The organism is Pseudomonas sp. GL_135, assembly GCF_057834665.1.
Genome location: NZ_CM174408.1, coordinates 5,515,582 through 5,528,877, shown reverse-complemented (window position 1 = coordinate 5,528,877; position 13,296 = coordinate 5,515,582). Strand labels below are relative to the sequence as shown.

The following is a 13,296-nucleotide window of genomic DNA, read 5'->3' as shown; positions in this document are numbered from 1 at the left end:
CTTAACTCGCTTCAGCCTGAGCTTTAGGGCGAGCGACGGAACACAGACGAATCGAGTCTGCGAGGATTTCGATGGCTTTGGGGCGCGGAAAGCTGGCACGCCAGGCGATTGCCACGGTGCGGAAGGGCACCGGCGGCGACAGCGGACGAACTTCGATCACGCCGGGCGCGTAGTGATGGCTGTCGACGGCGGACATCGGCAGGATGGAAATACCCAGGCCCGAAGCGACCATGTGCCGAATGGTTTCCAGCGAACTGGATTCCACCGTGGTGTGCTTGGCCGCATCGCCGCCCTTGACCAATGTCGGACAGGCTTCAAGCACCTGATCACGGAAGCAGTGGCCTTCTCCCAGCAGCAGCAGGCTCTTGTCATTCAGCGCCGAAGCATCGATGGTCTTTTTCTGGGTCCATGGATGATCGGCCGGCATCAGCACGTAAAACGGCTCGTCGTACAACGACAGCGTCAGGACATCGGCCTCGTTGAACGGCAAAGCGATGATGATCGCGTCGAGCTCGCCATTGCGCAGCTTGTCGCGCAGCACGTGAGTGAAGTTTTCCTCAATGTACAACGGCATCTGCGGGGCAACCCGGTGCAGTTGGGGAATCAGGTGAGGAAACAGATAGGGGCCGACGGTGTAGATCGCGCCGACTTTAAGCGGCGCGGTCAGTTGATTCTTGCCGGTCTGGGCCAGTTCACGAATGCCCTGAGCCTGTTCGAGGACTTTTTGCGCCTGAGCCACGATGCCCTCGCCAACCGGGGTCAGACGTACGGCACTCTTGCTGCGCTCGAAAATCAACACGCCGAGTTCATCTTCCAGCTTCTTGACGCCCACCGACAAGGTCGGCTGGCTGACGTGGCAGCGTTCAGCAGCATGGCCGAAGTGCTGCTCTTGAGCGAGGGTAACGATGTAGCGCAATTCTGTAAGGGTCATAACGTGCGTCCATGAAGTTGCGGCCCCAGCATAGCGGGTGCAATCGATAGACGCACGTTATCAACCCGTCGCGGCTGACAAAATTCTGGTTTCAGCGTTTATCCAGCGAATAAACGAAGGGCGCGACCACTTCCAGCGACCCGTTCTTCAGCAATTCCGGCGGCGGCTTGGGCAATGGCTGCGCGCGGCGGATCATTTCCAGAGTTGCCCGATCCAGTGAAGCGCTTCCAGAACCCCCGGCCAATTCATAGGACAACACGCGGCCTTCGCCATCGACCACAAAGCGCAACTTACTGGTGCCCTGCATGCCCCGACGTCGGGCGTCTTCCGGATAACGCTTGAACTTGCTCAGGTGACTCAGCAGTTCGCCTTGCCAAGTGGGTAATGCATTGCTTGGCGGTGTGGGCGCAGCAGGTTGCGGCGACGCTGACTTCTCCGGCTTGGCATTGGACGGCGGTGCGTCCAGCGGCTTGTCGTCGGCGGGTTTTTCTTCCTTCGGCGGCTCGACCTTCTTCACAGGTTTTGGCGGCTGTGGTCTGGGTTTGGGCTTGACCGGCTTGGGTACAGCGATTTCAGCCTTGGGCGCCTCGGCGACTGGCGGAATCGGCAGTTGTTCTTCAGGCGCAGGCGGCTGCGGTGGTTGCACGACTTTCGGCGGTGGCGGCGGAGCGGGCTCGGGAGCGGGCGCGAGCTCGACCATCATCGCGGCCGGCGGCAGCTCGATGGCCTGCGAGGAGGGCCAGCGCAACGCGACGACAATCGCCACGGCATGGACCGCCAGCACCAACAACAGACTACCGCTATAGCGCGTCAGCTTTTGGCGCGTATTGATCATTTCTTGCCGACCGTCTCAAGACCCACCAGGCCCACCTTCAGGTAGCCGGCGCCGCGCAGGGCGTTCATCACGTCCATCAGGTCGCCGTAGTCGACGCCCTTGTCGGCCTGGAAGAAGATCGTGGTGTCTTTCTTGCCTTTGGTCTTGGCATCCAGCACCTGACCGATCTGCTCGCGCGCGACCTTTTCATCGCCCAGGTACAGGCTCTGGTCGGCTTTCACGCTCAGGAAAATCGGCTTCTCGGGCCGAGGCACCGGCTTAGCTGTGGAGGCCGGTAGATCAACCTTGATGTCCACGGTTGCCAGCGGTGCGGCAACCATGAAGATGATCAGCAGGACCAGCATGACGTCGATGAACGGCGTCACGTTGATTTCGTGGTTCTCGGCGAGATCGTCGTCGCCTTCCTTCAAATGCAGGCCCATGGTTTACCCCATCTTTACCATGTGCGGCGATTGACTGCGCTCGACCGCAGGCTGGTGATCCAGATCGCGGCTGACCAGCAACAGAACCTGCGCCGAAGCGTCGGACACTTGCGCCTTGTAGCCGGCGATGGAGCGGGCGAAGACGTTGTAAATGACCACGGCCGGAATCGCTGCAACCAGACCCAGCGCGGTGGCCAGCAAGGCCTCGGCGATGCCCGGCGCCACAACGGCCAGGTTGGTGGTCTGGGTTTTGGCGATGCCGATGAAGCTGTTCATGATCCCCCAGACGGTGCCGAACAGGCCCACAAAGGGCGCAGTCGAACCGATGGTGGCCAGCACGCCGGTGCCCATGCTCATGTTTCGGCCGCAAGCGGCGACGAGGCGCTCAAGGCGGAAAGCGACGCGCTCCTTGATGCCTTCCCGTTCGCGTGTGTTAACCGACAGGCGCATCTCTTCCAGTGCGTCGTGCACCAGCAAATGGGAAAGGGTCCCTTCTTTCTTCGCCCCTGCGCTGGCTTCGTCCAGGTTGCGTGCACGTTTCAGCGCAGCGATTTCGCTCCGCAGACGACGCTTGGCGCCCAGCAGTTCGAAGCCCTTGGCGATCCAGATGGTCCAGGTAATGACCGATGCGATGGCCAGACCGATCATCACGGCTTTGACGATGATGTCCGCGTTCTTGTACATACCCCAGGGCGAGAGGTCGTGGGACATGCCCAGGCTGTTATCTTCCGCAGCGGCATCAAGCGACTCAGCCGGAGCAGATGCCGGGGTCAGTTCTTGAACGCCTGGCGTTGTCGCAGGGTCAACCGGAGTGGCGGTTGGCGCCTCGGCCTGTACGGTGGGCTTTTGTACGGGAGCGTTGGAGTCGGCGAGCGCCATGGGCGTCAACATCAGGCTGAACAGCAGCGCGGCAATGGCGCGTCCTGCGCGTGGTAGACCTCGGTTGGCAATGGACGAAGCGGGGGTTTGAATAGATGTCATGCTGGCCCGACCTGATATGAAAATAGGTGTTCGTTCTGAGAGCGTCACGCTGGCGCGAGGCGAGCGGAGGAGAACAAAGGGGGGTCATTATTGCAAGTAATTCTTGTTAACAAAAGTAAGAGCGTCTCTTTTTTCCTGAGAATGCTTCCCAACGGTCGGTTATACAGCCCGTTTTACAGGCTCAAATTCAACAAGTGATGTGGAGATTGGACATGTCAGCGCCATCCGTTTTGATTGCTGGATGTGGCGATATCGGAAGCCGACTGGCCTCCCAACTTATGCCTGATGACTGGACCGTGTACGGCCTGCGCCGCTCGGTAGAGAAACTGCCCAATGGCGTGCTCGGAGTCAGCGGCGATCTTTTCGACCCCCGGATTCCCGCGCACTGGCCGGAAGGCCGGCTTGATTACCTGGTCTACTGCGCCACACCCACTGACCGTGATGAGGCGGGTTACCGAGCGGCTTATGTAGAAGGCCTTCGGCACGTGCTGGGCTGGAGCGAGCGCAGCGGACAGAGACCGAAGCGGATATTTTTCGTGTCCAGCAGCAGCGTTTACGGTCAGCAGCACGGCGAATGGGTTGATGAAACGTCGCCCGTCGAAGCTACCGGGTATTCGGGGCAGGTCATGCGGGAGGCGGAGCAAGTTGCGCTGAACAGCGGGGTGCCAGCGACCATCGTCAGGTTGACCGGAATCTACGGTCCGGGACGCAGTGACCTGATGAATCGGGTGCGGCAGGGCTACAGCGTTGCAACGGATCCGCCGCTGTACGGCAACCGCATTCATGCCGACGATGCAGCCGGCCTGCTGGCGTTTTTGCTGCGGGCGGCTTCGAACGAGGTGGTGCTGGAAGACTGTTATATCGGCGTCGACGATGCGCCCGCGCCGCTGGCCGAAGTGGTCGACTGGATGCGTCAGCGTCTGGGTGTTACAGAGTGGTCCGATGAAAACAACGTGCGCCGCGCCGGCAGCAAGCGCTGCAGCAATGCCCGCGCCAAAACACTGGGCTGGACGCCGCGTTATGCGACCTATAAAGAAGGGTATGAGGCGATGCTGGCGGACCAGCCGAAGTAGGTCGGATCACTGAAATCCTGTGGGAGCGAGCTTGCTCGCGAGAAGGTGGCACAGCCGCTAAGTATCCAGCGGCTGAAAGGGCCTTTCGTGAGCAAGCTCACTCCCACAACAACGACGTTCGCTGTATCAGTTCTTCTCAAGCACCCAGCGCCGCTCGCCCGGGCGCAGGTCAGGCATTTCAGTTGCCTGGGCGTTGTTGACCGCCTGGAACAACTCCAGCTGTTTGCCGTTACGGACGAAGATCCACGGGTTACCGCGCTCGTTCTTCTCCAACCACATGCTGTCGTATTCACCGCTCATGGCCGCGCAGTCGCCAGCGAGGCACAGTGCGTAGCGATCATTGCCCGGCAGGCCACTGACGCTGCCGTCTGGCAGAAACTCAACCGTGCTGCCCTGACCCTCGCCATTGACGATGGTCCATTTGCCGCCAAGGTAGGCGGTGTAAAGCGCGCGCTCAAAGCTGGTGCCGGGTTGGGCGCCAGCCGGAGGCGCTTCTTTCGGCGAGCGGAAATGCTGCTCGGGTCCGGTATCGCTGGCGCGCTGCACAAGCTCGTCGCCCTTGATGGTCAGTTCATCAGACGCATTGCCGTAGAAGTCGATGCGCAGCTTGCCGTCGGCATCACTGGCTATCTTGCCTTCACTCAGCTCGAAGCCGTTTGAAGCAGTGGCTTGTCCGGCCTTGGTGTTGATGTTCCATTCCAGATTGGGGCCGTGGGCCAGCAGCGCCTGACGCAGATTGCCGCCTTGGCCTGCAGCGTCAATGGCGGCCTGGTTGATCCAGGTGCCGTCCGGGCTTTTGTCGGAGTGGCTGGCGCAGCCGCTGAGCAGTGCGACCAGCAGCGAGAGGGCAAACGCAACGCGCATGGGTGGAGTCCTTCCTTTTCTGAGGAGGCGGAGCGTGCTTGAGCTCCGCACCGGGATTTACTCGACGACCAGAATGGCGTCCATTTCGACCTGCGCGCCGCGCGGCAGCGCAGCAACGCCAATGGCGGCACGCGCCGGGTACGGCTGCTCGAAATACTTGCCCATGATCTCGTTGACCTTGGCGAAGTGGCTCAGGTCGGTGAGGAAGATATTCAGCTTGACGATGTCCTTGAACGAACCGCCTGCGGCTTCGGCCACAGCTTTCAGGTTTTCGAAGACCTGAACGGTCTGAGCCTCAAAGCCTTCGACCAACTCCATGGTCTTCGGGTCCAGCGGAATCTGGCCCGACATGTACACGGTGTTGCCCGCCTTGATTGCCTGAGAATAGGTGCCGATGGCGGCGGGGGCTTTGTCGCTGGAGATGACGGTCTTGCTCATGAAAAACTCCTGTCTGCGGTTTGACTACGCGCGCATACGGGTGATGCGGATCACGCCGGCCAGGGCGCGCAGTTTCTTGATCACACGGGCCAGATGCACGCGGTCGTGCACGCTGACCACCAGTTGGACCACGCTGATGCGACCATCGCGTTCATCCATACTGATTTTTTCGATGTTGCCGTCCGCGGCATTGACGCTGCTGGCGAGCAGAGCGATCAGGCCGCGCTGGTGCTCCAGTTCGACGCGCAGTTCGACATTGAATTCGCCAGTAACGTCTTTGGCCCATGACAGCTGAATGCACTTCTCGGGGTTGTGGCGGATTTCCGCGATGTTCCGACAATTGTCCAGATGCACGACCATGCCTTTGCCCGCCGACAGATGCCCGACGATCGGGTCCCCCGGAATGGGTGTGCAGCACTTGGCATAACTGAGCACAAGGCCTTCGGTACCGCGAATAGCCAGAGGACCTTCTGCGTTCGGCAGTTGATCGCCTTCACTGGCCAGCAAGCGGCGAGCGACCACGTATGCCATGCGGTTACCCAGGCCGATGTCTTCGAGCAGGTCTTCGATGACCTCGACCCGATACTCGGCAAGGATCAGGCGCACGCGTTCGGTCGGAATCTTGTCCAGCGTGCTGTCGAAGCCATTGAGCACTTTGTTCAGCAGGCGCTCGCCGAGATTGATCGACTCCGACCGGCGCTGCAGCTTGAGCGCATGACGGATATGCGTGCGGGCCTTGCCGGTGACGACAAAGTTGAGCCAGGCCGGATTCGGGCGCGCCCCGGGTGCACTGACGATCTCGACGGTTGAGCCGCTTTGCAGGGGTTCGGAAAGCGGGGCCAGCCGGCGATTGATGCGGCAGGCGATGCAGCTGTTGCCGACATCGGTGTGGACGGCATAAGCAAAGTCGACCGCCGTGGAGCCTTTCGGCAGCTCCATGATCCGGCCCTTGGGCGTGAACACGTAGACCTCGTCCGGGAACAGGTCGATCTTCACGCTTTCGATGAATTCCAGCGAATTGCCCGCACGCTGCTGCATTTCCAGCACGCCCTTGACCCACTGACGGGCCCGCGCGTGGGTACTCTTGGGCTGTTCATCGCCAGACGACTTGTACAGCCAGTGCGCGGCGATGCCGTTGTTGGCCATCTCTTCCATTTCGCGGGTACGAATCTGGATCTCGATGGGCACGCCATGCATACCGAACAGAGTAGTGTGCAGCGATTGATAGCCGTTGGCTTTCGGAATCGCGATGTAATCCTTGAAGCGTCCGGGCAGTGGCTTGTACAAATTATGTACAGCGCCGAGGACGCGATAGCAGGTGTCGACCTTGTCGACGATGATCCTGAACGCGTAGACGTCCATGATTTCGTTGAAGGCCCGGCGCTTGCCGCGCATCTTTTTGTAGATGCCATACAAATGCTTTTGGCGGCCGCTGACTTCGCCTTCGATGCCATCGACGGCAAGGCAGTGGCTCAGCGATTCTTCGATCTTGTTGACCAGTTCCTTGCGGTTACCGCGCGCGCGCTTGACCGCCTGGCCGATGCGCGAAGAGCGCATCGGGTACATCGCCTTGAAACCCAGGTCCTCGAATTCGATGCGCACGCTATGCATGCCAAGGCGATTGGCGATAGGGGCGTAGATTTCGAGGGTTTCTTTGGCGATGCGGCGGCGTTTCTCTCCGGAAAGGACTTCAAGCGTGCGCATGTTATGCAGGCGGTCGGCGAGCTTGACCAGAATCACGCGGATGTCCCGCGCCATGGCCATCGCCATCTTCTGGAAGTTTTCGGCCTGAGCTTCGGCTTTGGTCTCGAAGTTCATCTGGGTCAGTTTGCTGACCCCATCGACGAGTTCGGCCACCGTTTCACCAAACTGTGCGCAGAGCGCTTCTTTGGCGATGCCGGTGTCTTCAATCACGTCATGCAGCATGGCGGCCATCAGGCTCTGATGGTCCATATGCATGTCGGCGAGGATATTGGCCACCGCCAGCGGATGCGTGACGTAGGCTTCGCCGCTACGACGGCGTTGGCCGTCGTGGGCTTGTTCGGCGTAGAAGTACGCCCGGCGGACCAGGTTGACCTGGTCTGCGCCGAGGTAGGTCGAGAGGCGATCGGCGAGGGCGTCTATGCTCGGCAAGATAATTCTCCTTGCCGAAGGCTGTGACCCTGCGCCTTGCTACGTCGACCGGGCATAGGCTTAGACGGCCTCGCTGGACTCGTCCTCGAATGCGGCGAACAGTGGTTCATCTTCAACGATTTCGGCTTCTGCGATAACAGCGTAATCCATCAGGCCTGCTGCGATTTCGCGCAGGGCCACTACGGTAGGCTTGTCGTTTTCCCATGCCAGCTTTGGCTCTTTGCCACCGGTCGCCAATTGACGCGAGCGCTTGGTGGCGAGCATGACCAGCTCAAAACGGTTATCTACATGTTCCAGGCAGTCTTCAACGGTCACGCGGGCCATGGGTATTCCTCGTAGCAAATGCGATATGCGCGGTGCCCGAATGGGCGAGCGGACTCGACAGTCTAAAAAATCACCAGCGTTTAGGGAAGCGCTGATTTTGAATGGGTCGGTTTTGCCTGATAAAACGGTCAGGCCAGCAGTTGAGCCAACAACTCGGTGTGGCGCTGCTGCTGATGTTCCTGGCTCAGCAAGTTGGCGCGGAAGATTGCTTTCAGGTCTTCAAGCGCCGTGGCGAAATCGTCGTTGATCACGATGTAATCGTATTCGGCGTAGTGACTCATCTCGCTGACGGCTTCGCGCATGCGGCCTTCGATGATCTCGTCGCTGTCCTGACCCCGATTGGTCAGGCGCTGGCGCAGCGCCTGCTGAGTCGGTGGCAGAATGAAGATCGAGCGTGCGCGGGGCATCAGTTTGCGAACCTGCTCCGCACCTTGCCAGTCGATCTCCAGAATCAGGTCATGACCTTCGTCCAGGGTCTGCTGCAAACGGCTCTGTGACGTCCCGTACATGTTGCCGAAGACTTCTGCCTGTTCGAGAAAGTCGCCGTGCTCGATCATTCGCACGAACTCGGCGCGGTCGACGAAGTGGTAGTTCACGCCGTCTGCTTCGCCCGGACGCATGGCCCGGGTGGTGTGTGACACCGACACGCGGATCTGCGGCTGAGCGTTGATCAGGGCGTTGACCAGGCTGGTCTTGCCCGCGCCCGATGGGGCGGAAATGATGTACAGGGTGCCGGTGCTGTGGGTCATGTCAGAGGTGGCCTTACTCAATGTTCTGCACTTGTTCGCGCATCTGCTCAATCAACACTTTGAGGTTGACGGCGGCTTGCGTGCTTCGAGGATCAAAGGCTTTGGAGCCCAGGGTGTTGGCTTCGCGGTTGAGCTCTTGCATCAGGAAGTCCAGCCGGCGCCCGGCCTGCCCGCCGGCCTTGAGTACGCGGCGCACTTCGGTGACGTGAGTGCTCAGGCGGTCGAGTTCTTCGGCGACGTCGCTTTTTTGCGCCAGCAGGACCATTTCCTGTTCCAGACGCTGCGGATCGAGCTCGGCCTTCATGTCGGCAAAGCGATCGAGCACCTTTTGGCGTTGGGCGGCGAGCATCTGCGGCACGAGCGTTCGCAAGGTGGCGACTTCAGTCTTGATCGCGGTAAGCCGTTCGTCGAGAAGCCTGGCCAGGTCGGCGCCTTCACGGGCACGACCGGCCTTGAGCTCTTCGAGGGCTTCGTTGAACAAGGCCAGTGCGTCGTTGTTCAGCGCTTGCGGGTCGGCAGCGTCGGCCACCAGAACACCGGGCCAGGCCAGCACTTCAAGCGGGTTCAGCGCAGCAGGTTGCTTGATCAGGCTGGCGACCATCTCCGCTGCCGCGACCAGTTGCCCGGCGCGCTCGCGGTCAACCTGCAGCGGCTTGCCTGCGGTTTCTTCAGTGAAGCGCAGGGTGCATTCGATTTTGCCGCGGGACAGGCCTTGGCGCAGGGCCTCACGCACGGCGCCTTCCAGGTCACGGAATGACTCCGGCAGCCGCAGATGGGGTTCGAGGTAACGGTGATTGACCGAGCGCATTTCCCAGCTCAGCGTGCCTTGTGGGCCGGCTCGTTCAGCGCGGGCAAAAGCCGTCATGCTGTGCACCATGGGAAGTACCTCTATAAATTCAGGCGGTTGCGGATAGCCGGACCGGGATGAATCCCCGGCAATGTGTCGTGGGGAAACGACTGGCTATAAAGGCGCAGGATTGTAGCTCAGTGCAGGGTGTGCGCCCAAATGTGGCATTGTCGCAAGCGATGCGCGGCGTAGTGATCCTGCTGGCCGGCAGTACAAATCTGCGGCGCCGGTCGTGAGCAATGCGTCATTAGATGTCCCAACCCGTGTATGCACCTCTATAATGCAGGCCAGTTTTCCGTCTCCCAGTACAGGTATCCCAGATGAAACGTCCAAGTGGTCGCGCTGCCGATCAGCTTCGCCCGATCCGCATCACCCGCAACTACACCAAGCACGCCGAGGGTTCTGTGCTGGTCGAGTTCGGTGATACCAAGGTGATCTGCACCGTCAGCGTTGAAAACGGCGTTCCGCGTTTTCTCAAGGGGCAGGGCCAAGGCTGGTTGACGGCTGAATACGGCATGCTCCCTCGTGCAACCGGCGAGCGTAACCAGCGCGAAGCAAGCCGTGGCAAGCAGGGCGGCCGTACCCTCGAAATCCAGCGCCTGATCGGGCGCTCGCTGCGCGCGGCACTGGACATGTCCAAACTCGGTGAAATCACCCTGTACGTCGACTGCGACGTGATCCAGGCGGACGGCGGGACGCGCACTGCGTCGATCACCGGCTCCATGGTTGCCCTGATCGATGCACTCAAATCCATCAAAAAGCGTGGCGGCCTCAAGGGCGGCGATCCGCTGAAGCAGATGATCGCGGCCGTATCGGTGGGCATGTATCAGGGCGAGCCAGTCCTGGACCTGGATTATCTTGAAGACTCTGCGGCCGAGACCGACCTCAACGTGGTCATGACCAACGCGGGCGGTTTCATCGAGGTGCAGGGCACTGCTGAAGGCGCGCCATTCCAGCCTGAAGACCTGAACGCAATGTTGGCACTGGCTCAAAAAGGCATGAATGAAATCTTCGAACTGCAGCAGGCGGCACTGGCCGACTGATCGATTTTCAATAAGTCAGAACACTACGTCAGAGCGCTACATCAAAACAGGGAAAGCATGATGATCGAGAGTCAGTCGCCGTTGCCTACGCCGAGTAAAGAAGTCCGTCAGTGGGCGATGCTGTGCCACTTCGCGGCGTTCTTCGGCCTGATCTTTCCGTTCGGCAATTTGCTCGGCCCGCTGATCGTCTGGCAGCTCAAGAAAGAAGTCGACCCGTACATCGATGCCCAGGGCAAGGAAGCCCTTAATTTTCAGATCACCGTCGCCATCGCCGCGATGATCTGTTTTTTGCTGATGGTGGTGATCATCGGCTTCCCGCTGCTGATGCTGGTGGGCGTCGGTGCGCTGGTGCTGACGATAATCGCGGGCGTCAAGGTCAATGACGGCGTCGCCTACCGCTATCCGTTTACCTGGCGGTTGATCAAGTAAGACTTCACGGAGATCGGGCATATGCCTGATCAGCGGACAAACAAAAGCCGACTTCAAGTCGGCTTTTTTTGAGCAACTGAACGTCAGATGGTGAGCGTCCAGTCGTAATCCACGATCAGCGGCGCGTGTTGCGAGAAGCGCGGCTGGCGTGGAAGGCGCGCACTGCGTACGAAACGACGCAGGCCCGGGGTCAGCAATTGATAATCGAAGCGCCAGCCCAGATTTAGCATCTCGGCCTGTTCGTTGTCCGGCCACCAGCTGTACTGATCGCCTTCACGGCTGACTTCGCGCAGGGCATCGACATAACCCATGTTGCCAACGATCTCGTCCATCCACGCACGCTCTGGCGCCAGGAAGCCTGGAGATTGCTGGCTGTCGCGCCAGTTTTTGATGTCCAGCTTTTGTTGCGCCACGTACAGCGAGCCACAGTAAATGTACTCGCGACGTTTGCGCCGCTGCTTGTCGAGGTACTTGCCGAAATCGTCCATGAGCTTGAATTTCTGATTCAAGTCTTCATCGCCGTTCATCCCGGAAGGGAGCAGCAAGGTCGCGATACTGACTTTGTCGAAATCTGCCTGCAGGTAACGCCCGTAACGGTCAGCCGTCTCGAAACCAAGACCGTTGATAACCGCCTTCGGTTGCAGCCGCGAGTAAAGCGCCACGCCACCCTGGGCAGGGACTTCGGCTTCGCAGGCGTATAGGAAGTAGCCGTCCAGTTGGAAGGCTGGGTCGTCCAGTTCAAAGGCGGAGGCGCGGGTGTCCTGAAGGCAGATGACGTCGGCATTCTGGGCTTGCAGCCAACTGAGCAAACCACGCTCGACTGCAGCCTGAATACCATTAACGTTCACACTGATGATCCGCATAAATGGCCCCAAAAATCACGTGCGTGTATGATACCCGAGCTCTACCTAATTAGCTAAATCCGTGGTATTCGGGGCTTTTTTCATGCAGGCGTATCAACGCGATTTCATTCGTTTTGCCATCGATCGCGGAGTTTTGCGCTTCGGTGAGTTCACTTTGAAGTCTGGGCGCACCAGTCCTTACTTCTTCAATGCCGGTCTTTTCAACAGTGGTTCGGCCCTTGCCCAACTGGGTAAGTTCTACGCCGCCGCCGTTGTTGAAAGCGGTATCTCCTTCGACGTTCTGTTCGGTCCGGCCTACAAGGGCATCCCCCTGGCGGCGGCGACCGCCGTGGCGCTTGCCGAGCATCACGGTCTCGACCTGCCCTGGTGCTTCAACCGCAAAGAGGCCAAGGCCCATGGCGAAGGCGGCAGCCTGGTGGGCGCAACGTTGACCGGCAACGTGCTGATCATCGACGACGTGATCACCGCAGGTACAGCTATCCGCGAGGTCATGCAGATTATTCAGGCCCAAAGCGCGAACGCTGCCGGCGTGCTGATCGCGTTGAATCGCCAGGAGCGTGGCAACGGCGAGCTGTCTGCCATTCAGGAAGTCGAGCGCGATTTCGGCATTCCGGTGGTGAGCATCGTTTCGTTGAATCAGGTGCTGGAATTCCTGGCAGACGATCCGCAGCTCAAACAACACTTGCCTGCGGTCGAAGCGTACCGGGCTCAATACGGAATCTGAGCCTCCAAAAGGATGCGGTTTATGCTCAAGCTGGGCACGTTGGGTTTTTGTCTGTCGCTGGGTTTGGGTTGCATCGCAAGCGTTCAAGCGGACGACGCTCCGGGCATCGTGCTGTATCGCTACGTCGACAGTCGCGGCGTGACGGTACTTGATCGTCAGGGCGTGCCCCCCGAGTACGTCGGCAAGGGTTATGAAGTGCTTAACCAGCGCGGTCGCGTGGTGCAGACGGTTCCGCCTGCACCCTCCGCCGATGAATTGCGCGACGCCCAGGCCGCCAAGCTGCAATCCGACGCCGACGCGCATTTGCTGCGGCTGTACACCAGCGTCGAAGACGTTGACCGGGCGAAGAATCGTCGACTCGCCGAGCTCGACGGCCTGATCGTCGTCGCGCAAGGCAATATTCAGAACCTCGTCGCGCAGCAAGGCGCGCTTCAGACGCAAGCGGCTGATCAGGAGCGGGCAGGGCGGCCAGTGCCGAAGACGTTGCTTGATCAGATGGACGATCTGCGTGATCAGCAGCAGAACCTGAAAGTCGACATCCTTCGTTACCAGACCGCTCGAACTCAGGCCGAGGCCGAGTTTGCGCAGGATCGCGCGCGGTTGCAGAAGCTTCTCGGTCGGTAAGGCAGCCGTTCAGGCG

The 13,296-nt window shown here is 60.0% G+C and carries 16 protein-coding genes; 5 read left to right on the top strand and 11 right to left on the bottom strand.

What is annotated here, in order from left to right; genetic code table 11:
* Position 1: 1 nt before the first annotated feature.
* From AC3ISG_RS24480 to exbB, 4 genes are all read right to left on the bottom strand, one after another.
* Complete coding sequence (locus AC3ISG_RS24480; protein ID WP_065988216.1) at positions 2–931, bottom strand: hydrogen peroxide-inducible genes activator; 930 nt, start codon at positions 929–931, stop codon at positions 2–4.
* A 91-nt stretch (positions 932–1,022) separates the two neighbouring features.
* Positions 1,023–1,766 (bottom strand): energy transducer TonB, encoded by a 744-nt coding sequence (locus tag AC3ISG_RS24475; protein ID WP_122534180.1) that lies wholly within the window; start codon positions 1,764–1,766, stop codon positions 1,023–1,025.
* Positions 1,763–2,188 (bottom strand): TonB system transport protein ExbD, encoded by a 426-nt coding sequence (exbD, locus tag AC3ISG_RS24470; protein ID WP_122534179.1) that lies wholly within the window; start codon positions 2,186–2,188, stop codon positions 1,763–1,765. Before exbD ends, AC3ISG_RS24475 begins: the two co-directional genes overlap by 4 nt.
* Before the next feature lie 3 nt (positions 2,189–2,191).
* A complete protein-coding gene (gene exbB, locus AC3ISG_RS24465; RefSeq protein WP_489298176.1) occupies positions 2,192–3,169 on the bottom strand; it encodes a tonB-system energizer ExbB in 978 nt (325 codons plus the stop codon).
* 212 nt (positions 3,170–3,381) lie between these two features.
* Here exbB and AC3ISG_RS24460 point away from each other — a divergent pair, with 212 nt between their 5' ends.
* Complete coding sequence (locus AC3ISG_RS24460; RefSeq protein ID WP_489298175.1) at positions 3,382–4,242, top strand: SDR family oxidoreductase; 861 nt, start codon at positions 3,382–3,384, stop codon at positions 4,240–4,242.
* A gap of 126 nt (positions 4,243–4,368) precedes the next feature.
* On the opposite strand, the gene AC3ISG_RS24455 is transcribed toward AC3ISG_RS24460, so the two are convergent.
* The 6 genes from AC3ISG_RS24455 to AC3ISG_RS24430 form a co-directional block, all read right to left on the bottom strand.
* Complete coding sequence (locus AC3ISG_RS24455; RefSeq protein ID WP_122623564.1) at positions 4,369–5,106, bottom strand: hypothetical protein; 738 nt, start codon at positions 5,104–5,106, stop codon at positions 4,369–4,371.
* Between the two features lie 57 nt (positions 5,107–5,163).
* Complete coding sequence (locus AC3ISG_RS24450; protein WP_074885853.1) at positions 5,164–5,544, bottom strand: RidA family protein; 381 nt, start codon at positions 5,542–5,544, stop codon at positions 5,164–5,166.
* A 24-nt stretch (positions 5,545–5,568) separates the two neighbouring features.
* Positions 5,569–7,677, bottom strand: a complete 2,109-nt coding sequence (gene spoT / locus AC3ISG_RS24445; RefSeq protein WP_074885850.1) for a bifunctional GTP diphosphokinase/guanosine-3',5'-bis pyrophosphate 3'-pyrophosphohydrolase — start codon at positions 7,675–7,677, stop codon at positions 5,569–5,571.
* 60 nt (positions 7,678–7,737) lie between these two features.
* Positions 7,738–8,001, bottom strand: a complete 264-nt coding sequence (gene rpoZ / locus AC3ISG_RS24440; RefSeq protein ID WP_025257879.1) for a DNA-directed RNA polymerase subunit omega — start codon at positions 7,999–8,001, stop codon at positions 7,738–7,740.
* A 128-nt stretch (positions 8,002–8,129) separates the two neighbouring features.
* Entirely contained in the window at positions 8,130–8,750 is a 621-nt protein-coding gene (gmk, locus tag AC3ISG_RS24435; protein WP_122534174.1) for a guanylate kinase, read from the bottom strand.
* Between the two features lie 13 nt (positions 8,751–8,763).
* Positions 8,764–9,627 (bottom strand): YicC/YloC family endoribonuclease, encoded by an 864-nt coding sequence (locus tag AC3ISG_RS24430; RefSeq protein WP_122534173.1) that lies wholly within the window; start codon positions 9,625–9,627, stop codon positions 8,764–8,766.
* Positions 9,628–9,917: 290 nt separating this feature from the next.
* Between AC3ISG_RS24430 and rph the strand changes: the two genes are divergently transcribed.
* Positions 9,918–10,640 (top strand): ribonuclease PH, encoded by a 723-nt coding sequence (rph, locus tag AC3ISG_RS24425; RefSeq protein ID WP_122534172.1) that lies wholly within the window; start codon positions 9,918–9,920, stop codon positions 10,638–10,640.
* A 60-nt stretch (positions 10,641–10,700) separates the two neighbouring features.
* Positions 10,701–11,069 carry a DUF4870 domain-containing protein gene (locus AC3ISG_RS24420; protein ID WP_065988228.1) on the top strand — a complete coding sequence of 123 codons (369 nt, stop codon included), beginning with the start codon at positions 10,701–10,703 and terminating at the stop codon, positions 11,067–11,069.
* 83 nt (positions 11,070–11,152) lie between these two features.
* On the opposite strand, the gene crc is transcribed toward AC3ISG_RS24420, so the two are convergent.
* Positions 11,153–11,932, bottom strand: coding sequence for a catabolite repression control protein Crc (gene crc / locus AC3ISG_RS24415; RefSeq protein WP_065988229.1), 780 nt, complete (start codon positions 11,930–11,932; stop codon positions 11,153–11,155).
* An 82-nt stretch (positions 11,933–12,014) separates the two neighbouring features.
* Between crc and pyrE the strand changes: the two genes are divergently transcribed.
* Together pyrE and AC3ISG_RS24405 are read left to right on the top strand one after the other, a co-directional pair.
* Positions 12,015–12,656, top strand: coding sequence for an orotate phosphoribosyltransferase (gene pyrE, locus AC3ISG_RS24410; RefSeq protein WP_489298174.1), 642 nt, complete (start codon positions 12,015–12,017; stop codon positions 12,654–12,656).
* Positions 12,657–12,668: 12 nt separating this feature from the next.
* Positions 12,669–13,280 carry a DUF4124 domain-containing protein gene (locus AC3ISG_RS24405; RefSeq protein WP_489298173.1) on the top strand — a complete coding sequence of 204 codons (612 nt, stop codon included), beginning with the start codon at positions 12,669–12,671 and terminating at the stop codon, positions 13,278–13,280.
* The last annotated feature ends 16 nt before the right edge of the window (positions 13,281–13,296 follow it).